The sequence below is a fragment of the Actinosynnema sp. ALI-1.44 genome, from assembly GCF_001984155.1.
In the GTDB taxonomy this organism is placed as follows: Bacteria; Actinomycetota; Actinomycetes; order Mycobacteriales; family Pseudonocardiaceae; genus Kibdelosporangium.
The window spans coordinates 85,716-104,405 of the sequence record NZ_MTQO01000042.1 but is presented as its reverse complement, the minus strand read 5'-3'; the positions used below and the strand labels follow the sequence as shown (position 1 = coordinate 104,405).

General features: G+C 67.7%; 18 protein-coding genes and 1 pseudogene. 11 read left to right on the top strand and 8 right to left on the bottom strand.

Annotated features, from left to right (window positions below; all coding sequences use genetic code 11):
- The first annotated feature begins 90 nt into the window (after window positions 1–90).
- The 4 genes from ALI144C_RS16830 to ALI144C_RS16815 all read left to right on the top strand — a co-directional run bounded on the left by ALI144C_RS16830 (window position 91) and on the right by ALI144C_RS16815 (window position 3,642).
- Window positions 91–492, top strand: a complete 402-nt coding sequence (locus tag ALI144C_RS16830; RefSeq protein WP_076988072.1) for an SsgA family sporulation/cell division regulator — start codon at window positions 91–93, stop codon at window positions 490–492.
- 83 nt (window positions 493–575) lie between these two features.
- Window positions 576–1,577 (top strand): SDR family oxidoreductase, encoded by a 1,002-nt coding sequence (locus ALI144C_RS16825; RefSeq protein ID WP_076988126.1) that lies wholly within the window; start codon window positions 576–578, stop codon window positions 1,575–1,577.
- Window positions 1,578–1,579: 2 nt separating this feature from the next.
- Window positions 1,580–2,302 carry an alpha/beta fold hydrolase gene (locus ALI144C_RS16820; protein ID WP_076988071.1) on the top strand — a complete coding sequence of 241 codons (723 nt, stop codon included), beginning with the start codon at window positions 1,580–1,582 and terminating at the stop codon, window positions 2,300–2,302.
- Window positions 2,299–3,642, top strand: a complete 1,344-nt coding sequence (locus ALI144C_RS16815; RefSeq protein WP_076988070.1) for a hypothetical protein — start codon at window positions 2,299–2,301, stop codon at window positions 3,640–3,642. The genes ALI144C_RS16820 and ALI144C_RS16815 overlap by 4 nt, the downstream gene beginning before the upstream one ends.
- Here ALI144C_RS16815 and ALI144C_RS59060 read toward each other — a convergent pair.
- Together ALI144C_RS59060 and ALI144C_RS59055 are read right to left on the bottom strand one after the other, a co-directional pair.
- Window positions 3,614–4,303 carry an AMP-binding protein gene (locus ALI144C_RS59060; RefSeq protein ID WP_076988069.1) on the bottom strand — a complete coding sequence of 230 codons (690 nt, stop codon included), beginning with the start codon at window positions 4,301–4,303 and terminating at the stop codon, window positions 3,614–3,616. The genes ALI144C_RS16815 and ALI144C_RS59060 overlap by 29 nt on opposite strands.
- A gap of 302 nt (window positions 4,304–4,605) precedes the next feature.
- Window positions 4,606–4,851: pseudogene (locus ALI144C_RS59055) on the bottom strand (AMP-binding protein); the annotation flags it as partial.
- Between the two features lie 220 nt (window positions 4,852–5,071).
- On the opposite strand from ALI144C_RS59055, the gene ALI144C_RS16800 reads away from it, so the two are divergent.
- Both ALI144C_RS16800 and ALI144C_RS16795 read left to right on the top strand, forming a co-directional pair.
- A complete protein-coding gene (locus tag ALI144C_RS16800) occupies window positions 5,072–5,536 on the top strand; it encodes a hypothetical protein (RefSeq protein ID WP_076988067.1) in 465 nt (154 codons plus the stop codon).
- 7 nt (window positions 5,537–5,543) lie between these two features.
- On the top strand, window positions 5,544–6,290 hold the full coding sequence (locus tag ALI144C_RS16795) for a class I SAM-dependent methyltransferase (RefSeq protein WP_076988066.1): 747 nt from the start codon (window positions 5,544–5,546) through the stop codon (window positions 6,288–6,290).
- Window positions 6,291–6,297: 7 nt separating this feature from the next.
- Here ALI144C_RS16795 and ALI144C_RS16790 read toward each other — a convergent pair whose 3' ends face one another.
- Window positions 6,298–7,077, bottom strand: a complete 780-nt coding sequence (locus tag ALI144C_RS16790) for an SGNH/GDSL hydrolase family protein (protein WP_076988065.1) — start codon at window positions 7,075–7,077, stop codon at window positions 6,298–6,300.
- A gap of 56 nt (window positions 7,078–7,133) precedes the next feature.
- On the opposite strand from ALI144C_RS16790, the gene ALI144C_RS16785 reads away from it, so the two are divergent.
- Genes ALI144C_RS16785 through ALI144C_RS16775 form a run of 3 tightly spaced genes read left to right on the top strand, consistent with a single transcriptional unit; the run spans window position 7,134 to window position 9,684 of the window.
- Entirely contained in the window at window positions 7,134–7,808 is a 675-nt protein-coding gene (locus ALI144C_RS16785; protein ID WP_076988064.1) for a response regulator transcription factor, read from the top strand.
- On the top strand, window positions 7,805–9,208 hold the full coding sequence (locus ALI144C_RS16780) for a sensor histidine kinase (protein WP_076988063.1): 1,404 nt from the start codon (window positions 7,805–7,807) through the stop codon (window positions 9,206–9,208). The genes ALI144C_RS16785 and ALI144C_RS16780 overlap by 4 nt, the downstream gene beginning before the upstream one ends.
- On the top strand, window positions 9,205–9,684 hold the full coding sequence (locus ALI144C_RS16775; RefSeq protein ID WP_076988062.1) for a hypothetical protein: 480 nt from the start codon (window positions 9,205–9,207) through the stop codon (window positions 9,682–9,684). The genes ALI144C_RS16780 and ALI144C_RS16775 overlap by 4 nt, the downstream gene beginning before the upstream one ends.
- Here ALI144C_RS16775 and ALI144C_RS16770 read toward each other — a convergent pair.
- Entirely contained in the window at window positions 9,671–10,840 is a 1,170-nt protein-coding gene (locus ALI144C_RS16770; protein ID WP_076988061.1) for an acyltransferase family protein, read from the bottom strand. The two genes, ALI144C_RS16775 and ALI144C_RS16770, sit on opposite strands and share 14 nt — an antisense overlap.
- A 171-nt stretch (window positions 10,841–11,011) precedes the next feature.
- Window positions 11,012–11,557 carry a DUF6790 family protein gene (locus tag ALI144C_RS16765; RefSeq protein WP_076988060.1) on the bottom strand — a complete coding sequence of 182 codons (546 nt, stop codon included), beginning with the start codon at window positions 11,555–11,557 and terminating at the stop codon, window positions 11,012–11,014.
- Window positions 11,558–11,614: 57 nt separating this feature from the next.
- Here ALI144C_RS16765 and ALI144C_RS16760 point away from each other — a divergent pair, with 57 nt between their 5' ends.
- A complete protein-coding gene (locus ALI144C_RS16760) occupies window positions 11,615–12,040 on the top strand; it encodes a MarR family winged helix-turn-helix transcriptional regulator (RefSeq protein ID WP_076988125.1) in 426 nt (141 codons plus the stop codon).
- Window positions 12,041–12,197: 157 nt separating this feature from the next.
- Entirely contained in the window at window positions 12,198–12,869 is a 672-nt protein-coding gene (locus ALI144C_RS58680; protein WP_076988059.1) for a S1 family peptidase, read from the top strand.
- A gap of 605 nt (window positions 12,870–13,474) precedes the next feature.
- On the opposite strand, the gene ALI144C_RS56275 is transcribed toward ALI144C_RS58680, so the two are convergent.
- The 3 genes from ALI144C_RS56275 to ALI144C_RS16740 form a co-directional block, all read right to left on the bottom strand.
- Window positions 13,475–14,692, bottom strand: coding sequence for a hypothetical protein (locus tag ALI144C_RS56275; RefSeq protein WP_193441194.1), 1,218 nt, complete (start codon window positions 14,690–14,692; stop codon window positions 13,475–13,477).
- Window positions 14,693–15,251: 559 nt separating this feature from the next.
- A complete protein-coding gene (locus ALI144C_RS16745; protein ID WP_193441193.1) occupies window positions 15,252–17,432 on the bottom strand; it encodes a DUF2156 domain-containing protein in 2,181 nt (726 codons plus the stop codon).
- A 173-nt stretch (window positions 17,433–17,605) separates the two neighbouring features.
- Window positions 17,606–18,535 carry a sensor histidine kinase gene (locus ALI144C_RS16740; RefSeq protein ID WP_076988056.1) on the bottom strand — a complete coding sequence of 310 codons (930 nt, stop codon included), beginning with the start codon at window positions 18,533–18,535 and terminating at the stop codon, window positions 17,606–17,608.
- Window positions 18,536–18,690 lie beyond the last annotated feature (155 nt).

Here is an 18,690-nt window from a genome sequence, read left to right as displayed (position 1 = left end):
GGCAACTCCCCGCAATTATTCAGGGTCGTCATGGTGTTACCTGTGAGTAGACATGAACACCACTCAGGCATCCTGGAGGGGGTCGCTCCCATGACCAGTCCACACTCAACAGTCCACGCCACGATCCCTTTCGGCCTGCGGACCCACTTCACCACGGCGAGAATCCAGGTCGACCTGGGCTACGACACGCGCGATCCGTACGCGGTGACCGCCGAGTTCCACACCGGCAAGGGTGCCGTGCACTGGGTGTTCGCCAGGAGCCTGCTGGCCGACGGCCTGATCGCCACGGCGGGCCTGGGTGACCTGCGGATCACCCCCGCGGCCGACCCGGCACTGGTGGTGTTCGAGCTGTCCGCGCCGGGCGGCACCGCGATCCTCGAAGCCGCCGCGGACGACCTCGCGGACTTCCTGGACCGGACATACGAGCGCATCCCGCCCAGCCAGGAGCACGCGTGGTTCGACTTCGACCACGAGATGAGCAAGCTCGTCTGACCGGCGTGTGCCCGTCCTGATGCGTGGCGGGCGATCGACGTGGGTACTCCCGTGGTGTCGTCGAGCAGGCACGTGGGGTGGTCATGTCGGGCAAGGTCGTGGTGGTTACCGGTGCGAGCGGTGGCGTCGGCCGGGCGGTGGCGCGCGAGTTCGCCAGGCGCGGTGACTGGGTCGTACTGATCGCACGTGGCCAGGCGGGCCTGGACCGTGCGGCGGCGGACGTCCGGGCCGCCGGTGGGAGACCGTTGGCCATCTCGGTGGACGTGGCCAATCACGCCGCACTCGAGGTCGCGGCGGACCGCGTGGAACGCGAGATCGGGCCGATCGACGTCTGGGTCAACAACGCCTTCACCGGCGTGTTCGCGCCGTTCGCCGAGATCACCCCGGACGAGTTCCGCAGGGTCACCGATGTCAGCTACCTGGGCTACGTGCACGGCACGCAGTCGGCGTTGAAGCGGATGCTGCCGAGGGACGCCGGGGTCATCGTCCAAGTCGGTTCCGCGCTGGCGTATCGCGGTATCCCGTTGCAGGCGGCGTACTGCGGAGCAAAACACGCGATCCAGGGGTTCACCGAGTCGCTGCGCTGCGAACTGCTGCACGCCAAGTCGGGTGTCCGGGTCACGATGGTGCAGTTGCCCGCGATGAACACCCCGCAGTTCGGGTGGGTGCTGTCCCGATTGCCACGACGCGCCCAGCCGGTGCCACCGATCTACCAGCCGGAGGTGGCAGCCCGAGCGGTCGTCCGCGCGTCGCGGCGCCCGCGCAGGCGCGAACGCTGGGTCGGGATGTCCACAGTGGCCACTCTGGTCGCCGACCGGGTGGCACCCGGCCTGCTTGACCGCTACCTCGGGCGAACCGGCTTCTCGGCACAACAGACCGACCGCGCGCGAGACGAACGCCAGCCGACGAACCTGTGGCAGCCACTGGACGACCAGCCCGGAACCGACCGCGGTGCCCACGGCGACTTCGACGCGGCGGCCCACTCCCACAGCGCGCAGCAGTGGCTGGTCCGGCACCCCGCGGTGGCGGCCGGTGCGGCGCTGGCAGTGGTGGCGGGCGCGGTCGGCCTCATCCGGAGCCGCTGACCGTGCTGATTCCAGTGTGGACGGCCACGCCGCTGGGCAACGTGCACGCGCTGACCGCGGGCTCGCCGGATCGCGGGGATGTGGTGATCCTGCCGGGGCTCGGCGTGTCGGTGTACCTGAGGGACAGTGTGTCCGCGTTGGCGGGCAGCGGTTTCCGGGCATGGTTGCCCGACCCGCCCGGCTTCGGTGACAGCGAGGATCCACCGCGTCACCTGGGGATCACCCAGCTCGCGGCGGTAGCCGTGGATTGGTTGCGGCGCCGTGAGCTCAGCGACGTCACGGTGATCGGTCACTCGTGCGGTACCCAGGTCGCCGCGCACGTCGCGGCCACAGTGCCCGAGGTGGTCGGCAGACTCGTGCTGGGCAGCCCGACAGTGGACCCGCGCTACCGGACATGGCCGAAAGCGGTGCTCAGGTGGATGCGCGACGGCAAGCGCGAGCCCAGGTCGTTGACCAGGACCCAGCGACCGGAATGGCGCAGAGCGGGCCCGGCGAGGCTGCTGCACCTGACCAACTCGATGCTCGCCGACGCCGTCGAGACCACCTTGCGCAGGGTCGCGTGTCCGACAACGGCCATCCGGGGTGAGCGGGATCCGATCTGCACCCCTGAATGGGTCCGCCACCTGACTCCGGACGTCGTCGAACTACCCGGGCTGGCACACGCTTTCCCCTATCAGGCGCCGTCGGCCTTCGCCGACGTGCTCACGGCAGCGGAGAGGTCATGACATCCTTTGTGTCAAACCGAAGGCCCAACACCATCGAACCCGCCGATGCCATCGCCGCGTTCGACTCCGCGGCGTCGATGCTCGGCAGCACGGCCCACGGGCTGCGCGGCGAACCCTTCGACCGGCTCGGCAAGGGACGCGCGTTCGCGGCCACCCTGCACGCGGCCAACCTGCTGCCGCGTCCGTTACGCCAACGGCTTTACGCGGTCGCCGGCGCCGCCGAGGGAGTGTCGCCGGACAGACTCGGCGACGTCGACTTCGACGCGGTGGCCGAATGGGTGACCGGTCACTACCCGGGGGACAAGTACCCGGCAGTGCTGCTGGGGTCGTCCAACGGCGCCGCCGTCCACCTGGCCACCGCGATCGGCGCCCCGTGGCTGCCGCAGACGTTCCTCGTCCCGGTTCGCTGGAAGGGCAACGATCCCGGCAGGCCGGACCGGGCACTGGAGTTCGGCGCGGACGCCGCACCGGCGTTGTTGCGACGCAACCCGGACATCGCACTGCACCACATGCACGACGCGAACCAGGACCAGTTGATGATCGGGCAGATGGCGTACTTCAGGGTGAAACGCCGTGCTCTCGGGGCCGCTTACGAGGCTTTCCTGCGTGAGCGCCTGGCTCCGGACGCCCCGATCATCGTCCTGGCGGACAGTTCGACCTGGCCGGTGACGACGGTCGCCGAACGGCACGTGTTCCAGGTCGGAGCGCAGGGCGGAATCCGGCCACAGGACTACGACCGGCACGGCATCGAGCCGGACACCGACGCGCCCGAAGCGGAATGGGGATTCGACGCGCACCTGCTCGACGACGTGGAACGCCTCGCCGCGGCGACCGGCCACCCCGTGCACGTCGTGCGGTACCCCGACACCCACGCCCTGTCCGCCCCGATCGCCGACCTGCACCGGGAATGGCTCGGTGCGGCCGGGGTCGCGACGGACACCTTGCTCGTCGAGTCGTTCCTGCTGATCGATCCGGTCCGGACGCTGCGGGCGGGCTTGGTGCCGTTGTGGACGCTGTTCGCCGTCGAGTCCGCGGTGGACGTCACGGTCAACTACCTCCGGTCGGCCGCGGGGCGGTTCGGCTCTGTCCGGATCGGACTGTTCCCGCACGGCGTCAGATCGGCGGGGATCGCGGAACCCGGCTTGTGGCGCAAGCGGCTTCCCGAAGTGGACGTCCGCTTCATGGGCGTGGACACCAGCCGTTATCCCGCCGACTTCGCCGCGCTGGTCCGTTACGGTTCCGCACTGCGCGCCATGCCCCGGCCACCGGGGCCCACCCCGCAGCCGGGTTCGCTGTCCGTCGACCGAGCCGTCAGTCTGCTGTCCGCCATCGGCCGGTGAGTTGCGTACCAAGGATTCGAGTTCGGTGAGCTCTTTGGTGATCGCAGGCCGCAGGTCGGCGTTGCTGACGACGTCGTCCAGATGCGGGGCTCGACGATACGGTTCTCGACCTCGGGCTCTTGGGGAGCACCTCGATGCCGCCGTCATACCGCCGTCGGGCCCGGTCACCAGTGCGGTACATACGACCGCAGCGGGCGTACGGGTCGGCCACGAACCGCCCGGCTGTGAGTCCCGGGCGGGACAGGTACCCCCGGGCAAGCCCGACCCCGCCGATGTACAGCTCACCGGGGACACCTGGTGGGAGCTCACGCAGATTGCCGTCCAGCACGTACGCCCGGACGTTGTCGATCGGGACGCCGACCGGAACCGTGTCCCTGTCGAAGTACGTGCCCACTTCGTAGGTCAGGGAAGTGGTCGCCGTTTCGGTCAGTCCGTAGGTGTTGATGACCGGGATGCCGGTGTGCGCGCACCAAGCCCGCATGGACTTCGGCTCGGCCCGCCCACTGCCCACGACAAGCAACCGCAACGACTTCGGGACCCTCGCGGTGCCTTGCTCGATGCAAGCGGTCCACTGCTGCCAGAGGCAGGCGGGCAGATTCGCCGCCGTGATGGCTTGGTCGTCCAGGAAATCGGTGGGGCCTCGGCCGGGAGTTCGGGGCACAGCACCGCGCAGGCGCCTGAAGCGAGCGTCGGGAAGATCGCCTCGATCGCCGTGGTGCACTGCAGGACTCGATCCTCCGGGCACAGGTCGAACCGCTCGCGCATCGCGGACGCGTGGTTGGCCAGCGCCCGGTGTGGCACGCCGACGCCGGGCAACCCTGAGGTGACGACCACTGCGGCCAGTTCGTCGTCGTGGGGCCGGGAGTGGGGCTGGGCCGAGTCCGTGACAGGCATGTCGACACCGTTCAGACGGAGCCCAGTTGTGACGACATGCCGGACGTCGGTGTCAGTGCCGTCCATGAGCAGGTAAGCAGCGCCGGACCGCAGCACGCCGAGTACCGCGACCGCCAGGTCGGCGGTGTGCGGCAGCAGGATGCCGACCACCCCGCGCACACCGGCCGCCGTCAGCCGTCGGCTGAAGTCGTCGACGCGTTGATCGAGTCCGGCGTAGGTCAGCACGCGGTCCGTGTCCACAATGGCCGGAGCCGCCCGCGCCTGCCGGGCAGGCCATTCGTGAACCAGAACACCGTCGTACGCCCGCGCCACCATCACGGGGAGACGTTACGTCAGGCAACGCACCCGGCAGGGGTTCGATGCACATGGAGGCATTCTTCTTGCGTTATTGTCTTCCCACCCGTGGAAGACGTGGCCCACCCATTTCTCGGTTCCGCCCGAGTGCTGTGTTCTTCGAGGTACGGGCCGGAACCGACCACTATGCGCAGCTCGAACAACAGCCGAGCGTGATGAACAGGACCCCGAGCCGGGCCAGGTGCCCGACGGATTCGATCAGGTCGCCTCGGCGGTCGAGCAACGACGAGCCGTCATCGACATCTTCACCCACCGGTGGTCGGACCCGGCGTGGCACGAGGTGCTCCGGCACGTCGCCGGGCTGATCGAAGCGGAGTTCGTCGGCCCGATCATCGACCACCTGCTCGACCTCAACCCGGCCTGGCGGCAGTCCACCAACGCGTTGCCGAACCCGGAGGTCCAATCCTGGCTGCGTGCGGTCGCGGTCGCGGATCCGGATGAGCTGGTTCGGCGGGCGACCACGACGGGATGGAAGTCGTGCGGGAAACCGAGTTCGATCGCGCTGACCCCGTCAGGCCCGGCCAGGCGGTCGGCGGTCAACTCGACCACGGGATCGGCGACTACGCCGTTCGCGACGGCTAGCGCCGTTTCCGCTCTCGGAATTCGCGGTCAAACCGCGCATTCACGCCTGTGCGTTGTGGAATGATCAGCACGTGGTTCCCAACGAAGACTGGTTATTCGACCGATTCACCGCACTGGCCACGCGGAGCGGACGCGTGCTCACCGCGCTGGACTTCGGGTGCGGAAACGGTCGAATCATCACGCGGAGCATCGAGGCGGGTATTGGTGAATTCCAGGGGGCGGACACGTACTACGGTGACGGTGAGATCTTCGCCCGCGACGGCGAAACCGTCCCACCGGCCACACGCGAGCGGATCAAGCTCCTCATGCCGGGCGATGCGCTGCCGTTCGACGACGACACGTTCGACTTCGTCTGCTCCAACCAGGTCTTCGAGCACGTGGTGGACCTGCGGGGAACGATAGCCGAACTCGCCCGCGTCACCCGTCCCGGCGGGGTCCACGTCCACCTCTTCCCCACCCTTGAGCTGGTCAAAGAGGCCCACCTCGGTGTTCCGCTCATCCACCGGCTGCCTGCCGGAAAACGCGCGGCGTGGGCCCGGCTTTTCTATTCCCGCGCGTACTACGCGAAAGAAACGGCATCCTTCGAGGAATGGTGGCAGGAGATGGGAACATTCCTGGCCGAGAAAACTTTCTACCGTCCCCGCGCCGAATACGACGCCGCATTCGGCAGGCACTTCCACGTCACGCACGTGGAACACCAGAAACTCGAGTACCACCTCGGCCGCTCCCGGCTGCGGCCGATACGCGCCCTCCCGCGGCTGGTGCCGACCCGGCTCGAACTGATGCGAGTCGGGACGGCCGTGCACCTCAGGGCATGAACACGGCTCAGCAGCCCTTGAAGTGCTTGTCCGCTGCCCAGCCGGTGTTGGCCCAGTCCTGCGCGGCCGCGGGGGTGAAGGAGGGCTGCAGCTTCGCCAGTTCGGCCAGCAGCCAGTTGGTGAACCGCGCGGCGCCCTGCGGGCAGGTGTGGATGCCGTCGGCGCTGCGGTCGGCCTTGCCGTCCTTGGTCTGCTGGTAGGTGCTGGTCCACACCGCGGTGGCGTCGAGCAGGCTCGCGTTGTCCGGCGAGCCGGCCGCCACCGCTCGGGCCACCTCGGGCGCGCGGTTCAGGTCGTCCATGTGCGGTTTGTAGAAGTCGTCCGGTTTGATCGGTGGCGAGGTGACGAAGACCAGCTTGGCGCCCGCGCCGGTCACGGTGGTCAACAGCTTGTCGTACGCGGCCTTCTGCTCCTGCTGGCTGCCCCAGTCGTAGGTGGTGAGCTGGTAGACGACCACGGCTGGCTTGGCCGTGGTGATCCGGTCCGGCAGCGTCTTCCAGTTCTCCTCGGAGAACGGCCCGACGACGTTGCCGCCGCCCTCGGCGGCGAGCGACTCGAACCCGATCCCGCTGGCCTTGAACGCGGCGGCCATCGGCAGCGCCTCACCGACCGCGATCGAGTCGCCGAGGAACAGCACCTTGGACACCGGTGGTGGTGCCGGGGTGGCCGCGGACTGGGTGGAGCAGGCGGTGGCCAGCAGGAGGCCGGTCATGGCGATGGCGAGATGTCGTCTGGTGATCATGATTCCGACGATGCCGTCGCCGTGTCCCGGCGGCTCCGCTGTCATGTCCCGGTTGTGTCGCAGGATCCGCGTACCGGCGCCGTTTTGTCCATACTGGACGTGTGGCGGCGATACTGCTCATCGAGGACGATCCACTGGTCCGGCGCGGACTCCAGCTGGCGCTGGCCAGGCACGGCCACGACGTCCGCACGGCGGAGACCGGCGAGGACGGGCTGCGCGAGTTCCACTCGGCCACGCCGGACCTCGTCGTGCTCGACCTGATGCTGCCGGGCATCGACGGCATCGAGGTGTGCCGCCGGATCAGGCAGGCAGGCACGGCCCCGGTGGTCATGCTGACCGCGCGTGGCGACGACTTCGACATCGTGGGCGGCCTGGCGGCGGGCGCGGACGACTACGTCGTCAAACCGGTGCAGCCCACAGTGCTCGATGCGCGAATCCGTGCTGTTCTCCGCCGCGGCAACGGCGTCACCGACGGCGTACGCGCGCATCGCGACCTGCGCATCGACACCGTGGCGCTGACGGTGACCCTGCACGGCGAACAGGTGATGCTGACGCCCACCGAGTTGCGGCTGCTGCTGACGCTGTCGCGGGCGCCCGGCCGGGTGTTCAGCAGGCAGCAGTTGCTGGAAGAGGTGTGGGAACACGACTACCTCGGCGACTCGCGGCTGGTCGACAACTGCGTGCAACGGCTGCGCGCCAAGATCGAGGCCAGCCCGGCGTCTCCCGAGTACGTGCAGACCGTGCGCGGGTTCGGCTACCGGTTCGGACCGGTGTGATCAGGCGATTCGGGCTGCGTACCCGACTGCTGGTGGTGTTCGCGCTGGTCACCGCGCTCGGTGCCACCGCGGCGGCCTGGTCGAGCGCCGGTACGGCCAGCATCGCGCTGGTCGACAGCACACAGCGGCGGCTCACCGAAACCACCGTCAACCAGATCACGGCACACACACCTGAGCTGATCTACCCGCCTGACCAGGCCGCGCTCGACCGGCTGCGCGCGGCTGTCGGCGGGGACACCGCGGTCGTCTACAAGAATCTGCGGTCCGCGGACGGCACCGACGTCGGCCTGATCACGGACGCCTTGCGCGACGCCGTACGCGCCCGGAACCGGCTCGTCGCACAGCGGATCACCGCCAACGACAAGCCCTGGCTGCTGACCGGCACACCCATCATGATCACCGCGCTGGACGGCGCGCGCACACCGTCCGGTATCGAGGTGTACTCCGTGCACGACCTCAGCGGTGTCGAGCAGCAGATCAGCGACTTGACGCGTTCCGCCGCCGTCACCTCGGCATTGGCGCTGCCACTGGCCGCGATACTCGCACTGGTGGCCGCCGGGAGCGTGCTGCGGCCGGTGCGCAAGCTGCGTGACACCGCGCGTCGGCTCGCCGCAGGTGACCTCGACGCGCGGTCACAACCACAAGGCGCCGACGAGTTGGCCGAACTGACCGTCACGATCAACGAGATGGCCGAGTCGGTGCAGACGTCGATGGCGGCGATGCAACGCATGCAGGCCGACGCCAGGAGATTCGCCGCTGACGTCTCCCACGAGCTGCGCACCCCGCTCAGCACGTTGACCGCGGTGATGGAAGTGCTGGAGGGCGCGGCCGACAGGATGGACGCGGACGCGAAGGAGTCCGCGCAGCTGGCGATCACCGAAACCGGCCGCCTGGTCCAGCTCGTGGAGGACCTGATGGAGGTGTCCCGGTTCGACGCGGGCACCGCCCACCTGCGCGTGGAGCAGGTCGACGTGGCGGGCGCCGTGCGGGACTGCCTGCGGGCCCGGGGCTGGCTGGACCGGGTCGACCTGGTGGCGCCGGATGCGATCACGGTGCCGCTGGACCGGCGTAGGTTGGACGTCATCGTGGCCAACCTGGTCGGCAACGCGCTGCGGCACGGCCGACCGCCGGTGCGTGTGCGCCTCTCGGCGTCCGCCGAACAGGTGCGGATCACCGTCAGCGACCACGGCCCCGGCCTGCCGGAACACGTGTTGCCGCACGTGTTCGACCGCTTCTACAAGGCCGACGCCGCCCGTACCCGCACCCCGGGCAGCGGCCTTGGCCTGGCGATCGCGTTGGAGAACGCTCGTCTGCACGGTGGCGATCTCATGGCGGGCAACGTCGCCGGTGGCGCGCGGTTCGTGCTGCTGCTTCCGCGTGACCTGGAGGAGACGTCGTGAACCGGATCTGGCTGGTGCTGGCAGCTGTGCTGCTCGTCGGCTGTGGCGTGCAGCCTTCCGGTGTGACCGACGGCGGCGAGGCGCCGACGGGCTTGGCTCCGGGCGTGACGCTGTACTTCGTCGACGCGGACGAACAACTCACGCCGGAGCCGCGGCCAAGTCAACGCCTCGGCACGATCGAAGACGCGTTGTCGTTGTTGATGTCGGGAACCAGCAACTCGCCGCTGCACACGGAAATCAGGGCCAGCAGCGTGCCCCGCGTCAACGTGACCAGGTCTCCTGGTCTGATCCAGCTCGACGTGCCGTTGTCGATCTACGAGGTGACCCCGCTCGGCATCGACCAGATCGTGTGCACGGCGCTGGCCGTCCACGTGCAGAGCGGCGGACCGAGGGACACCCGGGTACAGGTCCGGTTCACCCTGCCGACCGCCGAGTCAGCCAAGCTACGGACCTGCCCGCTGATCAAAGCTTCGTGACGTCCACCGTCGTCGGGTCCGGGGCGGGAAGTGCCACCCACAACGCCGCCAGCCCGATCATCACCGCGACGAAAGCGAACAGTCCACGTCGGCCACGCGCCCAGCCGACGCGGAACCGGACCGGATCCTCCACCAGGTACTTCGACAACGCGGCCAAGCCTGTCGAAACCCCGCACACCAGTGCCGTCCACGACCAGCCGTCCAGACCAGTCACCTGGGGTGACAACAGAACGATGACGGGCCAGTGCCACAGGTAAAGACTGTAGGAGACGAGCCCGAACCAGCGAAGTGGTTGCCAGCCAAGGAAACGGGTCGCGTGTGGCGCTTGCGCGCACAACCCGATCAGCAACGCGGCCGCCAGCGAGTGCGCGAAAAGTCCGCCGGTGAACAGCCACAACGAGTTCACTCCGTCGGTGAGCAGCCACATCGCGCCGATTCCGAACGCGAGCAACGCCACCACAGCACCCACCCACCGGCCGACCACCCGAGCCAGCAGGGCACGAACCGGGGGCGTCGCGACCATGGCGCCCAACAGCAGTGAGAACGCACGCGTGTCCGTGCCGGTGTAGACCCGCGTCGGATCCGCCGCGTCGACCAGCGTGATCATCAAGAGCAGCGAGAGGACCGAGACCACGGCCGCCGTCGACGCCACCCGGCGGACGAGCAACACGACCACCGGCCACACGAGGTAGAACTGCTCCTCGACGGCGATGCTCCACAGATGCTCGAACACGCGAGACGGCCCGAACCGATCCCAGTAGGAGGCCGACTCCGCGAGCAGGTGCCAGTTGACCAGGTTCAGCTGCACCCACGGGCCGTCCGAGAGCGTCGTACGCACCAGGTCCGCCGGACCGACCGCCCACACCAGCACAGTGACGATCGCGAGCATGACCGCGAGCGCGGGCAGCAGCCGACGGATTCGCCTGCCCCAGAAGGCGATGAGCGACACCGTGCCGGTCGTCTCGACCTCTCGCAGCAACAGGTCGGTGATGAGGTAGCCGGACAGGGCGAAGAACAGGTCGACACCGAGGAAACCGCCGGGCAGGTGGCCGGTGTGGAACAGCAACACCCCGATGATCGCGACGCCCCGCAACCCGTCCAACGCGGGCAGATGTCGTTTGCGCTCGGCGACTGTGGTCGACTGGACTTCCGTCATGGCAGCGACTGTGCTGGGTCCGTGTCCGGGTGCCGTCCTGCTCTTGTCGCAGTTGTGTCGCGCCTGCCGGATTCGAGAATGGGTGGTACCGGGGTTTCCTGGTGCCCTGCGGCGGCAGCCGCCCCACATGCTTCTGACCAGCAGCAAGCTGCTGGTCAGGATGAGCGGTCGTCATGCGCGGGGCTGGGCGAGTCCTGGGGCGGCGGTGGGCTGCTCGACGGTGGCCAGCCGCTGCGCGCGGCGGGCGAGGATGATCATGACCGCGGGCATGAGGATGTCGACGACCAGGATTCCGCCGGTGTTGCCGGGAGCGTGGTCACCGTTGGCGAACCACTGGTAGACGTGACCGATGGCCGCGCCCCAGAGGAACATGCCCGCGCCGAGGCCGACGGTGATGCGCTCACGGGCGGTGGCGGTGGCTGAGGCGGCACGGAAGCCCATCACCGCGAGTCCGAGGTTGGCGAAGGCGATTTCGAACATGAACGGGGTCCGGGTGAAGCCGATGGTGGTGGCCATCATGTCCGGCGCGCCGAGGAAGGCGAGGACCATCCACCCGCTGCCGACGCCGACGGCGCTGATTGCCCACCACCGCTGCCAGGTCTCCAGCGCCGCCTGGCGTGACGGGCTGTGGCGGGTGCGGATCCACGCTCCGATGACCGCGACGGCCGGGAAGATCAGGGGGAAGGAGGTCTGTCCGAGGTACGTGATCGTGTCCATGACCTGAATCTTGCATGGTTAATATTAACCAGTCAAGACTCAGGTATGCTTCCGGTCGTGGACGATGGACTCGCAGACTCGCTGCATCGCGTGGTTTTCCTGCTCGGGGAGGTCATGCGGCAGCGCGCGAACCCCCGGGGTGATCTGAGTTACAGGCAGTTGCGGCTGCTGGGCATGCTGGAAGACATCCAGCCGGTGACCCAGCACGAACTGGCAGTGGCGCTGTCGGTGTCCGACCCGGCGATCAGCCGGGCCCTGCGCCTCCTGGCGGCGGCCGGGCTCGTGCGGATCCGCACCGACCCCGACCACGCGCGCCGACGTCTGGTCAGCCTCACCGAAACCGGCAGCAAGGCGTTCCACGACAGCGAGAGGTCCCTGGACGGCCAGTTGCGGGACGCCCTGCTGAGAGCGGGTTTCCCGTACGAGCGGTACCTGGCCGACACGGCCCGGCTCGCCGAGTTCATCGATGCCGTCCGGGACTAGTGGTCACGAACGGAAGTCTGTCGGGGGTCTCGACGAACTTCCGTTCGCAACCACTAGATCGACCGCACGCCTGTGTGCGGAACTGGGAAACATCGACGCCACAGCGAGCCTCCGGCCTGGTTACGATCGAAGCTCGTCCCTGCCATCGGAGGCTCACATGACCCTGCCTCGATTCGGTGCCTTACTCGGGTTCCTGCTGATCTTCAGCCTCGCCGTGCCGTCTGCTGCCCAGGCGGCAGCGCCTGCTCCGCTCGGCGGCGGAAGCGTGCTGCAGTCCGGCAGCGTCTCCCGGTGCACTGCCGGGTTCGCCGCGGTCAGCGGGAATGTCGGCTACCTGATCGCCAGTTCCGCGTGCGGCAAGCAAGGTGACACGATCCGCAGCGCGGGCCGCGTGGTCGGAGTGGTTTCCTCGGCGCCGTTCCCGCCTACCGGCGCGATCGTCATCCGGGTCACCAACACCACCGACTGGCGGCTGGTGGGGTCGATTCCGCCTGGCGACAACCGAGTGGTGGTCAGCGGCGCGGTCGAGGCACCGGTCGGTGCCTCGGTGTGCCGGTACGGCGCGACCACCGGCTGGCGGTGTGGCGTGATCCAGGGCAAGAACCACACGATCACGTTCCCCGAAGGCACCTTGCGTGGCCTGACGCGGACCAACGTCTGCGCGGAACCCGGTGACATCGGCGGGCCGTTCGTCAGCGGTACGCAGGCTCAGGGCATATTGGTCGGCGGCAGCGGGAACTGCACCAGCGGCGGCACTTCCTACTTCCTGCCGGTCAACCGGGTCCTGTCCGCCTACGGGCTGACCATTCTCACCGGCACGTCCCGTTGATCACGGGGTTCGGCGAGCCAACCCCGTGATCGGACCGGCGAAGCGGGTCAGCCGATGGACACCTTCGCTGTCCACCCCTCGAAGCCGCTCTCGTAACCGGATTCGTACGTACTGGTGATCGTTTCGGCGACGGCGGGTGAGGCCAGCGCGACGGCGGCGATACCGGCGGCGAGCAGTGAGCAGGCGCGTCCGAGTACGGTCTGACGCTTCCCGACGTGGCGCTCCTTTGCTTGTCCAACAAGATTTTTCTGACTCGATCATGTCGGCGAAAAATTCCGTGCCCGCCCTCGAGAGGAATGAGTAGATTGACTCTGTTCAAGAAGACCGCCCTTTTTCGCGGCGCAGGTGTCGACGCGGCGTCATGACACGAGAACCTCGGAGTGTGTGTTCGAGGATTGATTCGAGAGTAAGCGAGTGATGATTACGAGTCGTGCCGACAACTGGTGATCAAGGAGTTCGACGGCCGCTGAGACGGGCCATCGAATGTGTGAACTTCACGCGTGACGCACCGTCGGGGTAAGACCGAGGGGTGTCCGCGCATGAAACAGGCGAGTCCGAGGTTGCGCCCCACCCGGACTCGCCTGTGTGTCTGAATAAGTGGTGAATCACCCCTTGTTGCTGACGACGGTCGTGTTGCCGTGACCGCTGTTGCTGACGGTGGTCGAGTTATCGTGGCTGCCGTTGTTGGAAACGACCGTGGTGGTGTCCTTCGCGTGGCTGTTGGCTACCGCGGTGTCGTTGCCGTGGCTGCCGTTGTTGCTCACGACCGTGGTGGACGCGCTGGTGTGGGCGTTCTGAACGGCCGTGTTGTTGTGGTGCGCGCCGAGGTTGCTGACGACAGAGGTCGTCTTCTTGGAGTGGTTGTTGGCGACGGCGGTGTTGTTGTGGTTGGCCTCGGTGTTGCTGACCACGACCGTGTTGCTGTCAGCGTCGTTGTTGACGACGGCGGTGTCGTTGTCGTCGGCGTCGACGTTGCTGACCGCGGTGTTGTTCGCGTGGGCGTCGACGTTGGCTACCGCGGTGGTGTTGTCGTCAGCGTCTTCGTTCGACACTGCGGTCGAGTTGTCGTCTGACTCGTCGTTCAGAACCCCGGTGTCGTTGCCGTGCGCGTCTTCGTTCTCGACGGCGGTGGCGTTGTGGTTGGCGTCGTCGTTGATGACACCGGTGTTGTTGCCGTGCGCGTCTTCGTTCTCGACGGCGGTGAGGTTGTGGTTGGCGTCGTCGTTGATGACGGCGGCGCTGTTGTGGTGGGCGTCTTCGTTCTCGACGGCGGTGGCGTTGTGGTTGGCGTCGTCGTTGGCGACGGCGGTGTCGTTGCCGTGCGCGTCTTCGTTCTCGACGGCGGTGAGGTTGTGGTCGGCGTCGTCGTTGATGACGGCGGTGTCGTTGTGGCTGGCGTCTTCGTTCTCGACGCCGGTGAGGTTGTGGTTAGCGTCGTCGTTCGAGACCGCTGTCGCGTTGTGGTCGGACTCCTCGTTCTCGACTCCGGTGGCGTTGCCGTGCGCGTCGTCGTTCGAGACCGCGGTCGCGTTGTGGTCGGAGTCCGCGTTCTCCACTGCCGTGGCGTTGTGGTCAGCGTCCTCGTTCACCACCGCTGTACTGTTGGAGTCGCCGTCCAGGTTGGCGATCTCGATCCAGTTGTCGCTGGCAGAGATGTTCGACACCGCTGTGTCGTTGTCATCGCCGTCGAGGTTGGTCACTACTACTTCGTTGTGACCGGATGGCTGGTCCCACGGGTCCGCCATGGCCGTCCCGGCGGTGAGGGGTAGGCATAGCGAGAGCAGACCGATCAGGGCGACTCGCGTCCATCGGTAGGCAAGCACCGAAATCTCCTAGTGGTTGATGGTCGCGACCGGATATGGCCGCCTCTTTAAGGTAGCCATTCTTTCGCCCACCATCGGGTGCATTGACGCACCCACAAGTGCGACGAGTCAGATCTGCAGAACAGTGCCTGATTTCGGCTTCAAACCTCGAAAACAATCGGTGACACGTCACCGTCGTCTGCTCGCTGTCGCCCGTTTGTGAAGTGCGCGCGTGGCCGGGAACCACGATGCGTCATATTCCCCGCCGGCGATGTGACACCCTCGCGGCACGCCCGTCTGATGTGCTTCTGTGCAGGTGAAAGCGTATGTGACATCACCCGGGATCGCAGGTTTAGACACGCCCCATAGCTCGAACGGAGCAGTGGGGGTGACGATCCGCTCGTGCCGTTTCACTCTCAGAGGGCATTGAATTCAATTCTTGGCGGACCGTAGGGTTGACAGACTTCTTGGGGTAAGGAGACGTGATGTCGCAGAGAATCGTCACCGTTCTGGGTTGGACGGCGATATCGCCATGACCTATGGGGTGATCGAGCGTCGAACGCGAGTAGGGCGCTGTGCCTCAGTGTGAGGCGGCAGGTACGGGACGACGAGCGGGCGGTGTCAGACTACGTGCTCCCTTGGACAGTTTCCTGACCAGCTTTGTCAATTCGCGTAGCCGAAGGCCGGGCAGGTACGCGCGGCTCAGCGCCAGCCCGATCCGCGGCAGGTCGGCCTCGTCGCGGAAAGCCAGGTACAGCGGGACGCGACGCGGCTGGAACTTCGCCTTGAACGCGTGCAGCGAGCGGAATCCGTAGTACGGCTCCATCAGCCTGCCCAGCGACTCCAACGCCCGCTCCACCATCCGGGCGGGGCCGCCCCCGTTGCCGTAGGAGTGGCTGTGGGCCAGCGGAGCGCCTGACAACGACACGAACCGGGCGCCCTCGTCCCGGAACGCCAGGCACGCCGACGCGATGAGGAACTCCATCACGGGCCGGAAACCGTGGGCGCTGCGGCGCATGACGTCCAGCGTCCACCCGCTGACCTCGCCCGCGCCCGTGTGGACCGGCATCCACGAGGTCACGCCGTGGACCTTGCCTTCGGCGTCCACCGCGAGGCCGACGCGGGTCGCCGGGTCCATCGCCTCGTCCAGCCCGCCGAGGGTGAAGCCCATCTCCGGCATGCCCTTGCCGGACATCCACTCCTCCGACAACGCCCTGACCTGCGCCAGGATGGGTTCCGGCTGGTCGGCCAGCCGGACAAGACGGAAGTCGATGCCCTGCTTGGCCGCCTTGTTCAACGCCGTCCGCACGTCCTGCCACGCCTTGCCTCGGAACTCGAGGTCGGGGAGGTCCAGCACGTTGTCCTCGGCCACCTTGACGTGCTGCCAGCCCAGTTCGCGCGTCACCGCGATGGTGGCGTCGGTCGCGGAGAACACACACGGCACCAGGCCGGAGTTCTCGCACATCGCGGCGAACTCGGTGACCGTGTCCGCCGCTGTGCCATCGGGCGCGATCGGGTCGCCGAGCGCGACGGCCACCCTGGCGTGACGGCGGTAGGCGAGATAAGACCGACCGTCCGCACGGACGAAGTACTTGTTGGACGGCCACGTCGTCATCCACGACAGCGTGCTGCCGCCGTGCCGCCCGAGCAGTGTGCGGGCCAGCGCCGCCCCGGGGCTTTGCGTGTACCGACGCCGCCGGTGCACGAGGAAAGCGTGCCGCCCGACGAGCAGCAGGATCAGTTCGACCATCCACAGCAGATTGTCCACGAAGAACAGCGGCAGACCCACGGTGTCGTACTCGCCGCCGAACAGGACGGCCACCTCGATCAGCACGGCGGTCACGAGGCCCTGCAGCGTCACGAACGCCGAGAGGCCGACGGCCCAGCGCCACGCGACCAGGCTGCCCTTGCGCAACCCGTTGAGCACCGGCACTGCCAGCACGATGAGGACCACCAGTTCTGGCGCCGACAGCGAAACCCCGTCCGCCGACCCGAACGGGCCGGTGCCGGGCACGAAGAACATGGTGACCTCGGCGATGGTGAGCAGCAGCAGACCGGCGACGGCCAACAGCCGCCATTCCCGCACGTTCGGCCCCACCGGTCGAGGTGCCCGCCGGGCGCCCACGAGCCGTTTGCCCAGGGGGACCGCCAGCAGCAAGGCGAAGAAGTGCACGAGGTCGGCGAGCGACCCCACGTAGATGATCGCGACCCCGGCGTAGACGCACAGTCCAGCCCGAACGCGCAACCGCCACGGCGCCCGCAGCGTCGCGCTGGCCACAGCCACCGCGGCGAGCGCACCGCCGGAGAACCCGGCGTCGAGATTGCCCGCGACCCGCGCGGCCCACACCCAGTCGGAGTTGCGGCACAGCGCGAGGAACAAGGTCGCGACGAGCACGGACACGACCTGACCACCGATCGTCACGGCCATCGCGCGCCGTGTCCCCAGCCGCCACTCGGCGAAGCCCACGAGGAACGCGAAGCTGCCCACCATCGGCAAGTAGTACCAAGGGATGATGGCGAAGAACGACCCGGTGATCACCGTCCACCACCGGCCCGCCTCCAGCGAGGGCACCCCGTAGCCGATGAAGGGGAACGCCGGACGGTCCTCCATGGCGCTCCAGAGCGCCCCGGACGCGACGGCCAGCAGGAGCATGGCGAGCACAACGGTACTGGTGAAAGGCAAGCGCTGCCTGAGCACCGCGACCGTGCGGCGAACGTGTCCTCTTACGACGGGCGCGGTCGCCGACGATGCGTTGGTCATGGACAAAGTCTCGTGCACGGCGCCGAACGGTACATCCAACGGCAGGCCGAGATTTTCCGTAGGGGAATCCGACTCCCGGCTGAGGGTCGTCTCAGCCCAGGGACGCGTGCCGGGACGCAACGAATGCCGCCTTGGTTGCGTTTTTCGCACCGAAGGCCACATTGGTTGCCAAGTCAGGGGGACTTCGCGAGGATCCGGATGGTGAACCGGTCGCCCTCCCGGCTGAAGGCGACGTAGTCACACGTGAGATGCATGATGTACAGCCCCAGCCCCGCTGTGGCCGAGTTGGTGGCGGGCATCATCCCCGCCAGTGCGTCCGTGGGGCCCCGGCCGTGGTCGGTCACGGCGGCCATCACGCGACTGCCGTCGGCCCAGAGCCGCAGGGTCACCGGCGGATGGCCGTGGCAGATGGCGTTGGTGACCGCTTCGTTGACAGCGAAGACGAAGTCGTCGATCCGGGCCTGCGTCAGCCGGGTGCCCGCGCAGGCCTTGACGGCGGCGTGCCGGGCTTCGACGGGGGACGGGTCGGCCAGCTCACCGAGCGGCGCCGACAGTTCCAGTTCATCGATCGGATCAGTGGTCGTCGGGATGTGAGACGGGCGGTAGGCCGGGTTGTCTGTATGGTGGCCGTTGCCGTGCGCGATGTGGGGGTGGGTACGGGTGACGTCGGCCAGCACCGCGGCGGGCGTGATGCGGGTGTCGTACGGGCACAATCCCCACAGCGGGAACTCCTTGAAGGCCTCGTTGGCCGCGTGCTCGTAGCGTGACCACCACTCCCACGGCACTCCCATGCCCGGATGCGGAACGTCGCCGACTATCCGGATCTGCGCGGCCCCTCGGGCGACGTGCTCGGCCATCATCTGCCGGTAGGACTTGATGGCGGAGGCCGGCCTCGAGTACTGGTCGGCTCCGGGTAGAAACGTGATACCGGAAGTGTCCGGCAGCGCGGACCGGACGAGTCGTTCGTTGGCCTCCGTGAACGCGACCCACGTGGGTTCGCCCGCACGTACGCCGTCGGTCAGAAAGGGCAGGACCAGCCCCAACATGCTGTCGTCGGAGTCGTAGAACGCTGTCTCGTGGTAGTAGCCCGCGCCTGTCCTCATGCCGCCGTGTCCACCCTGGTCAAGAAGTATTCGCTGGACTCAGCGTAGGGAACCGCTCGCTGTGTGTGATCATCAACCCCGTCGGACCGGTAGACATCGACCGCGGCTGTCTGTCGCACCTGTCGAGCGTACGCCGACTCGTCCGGAACCGACAT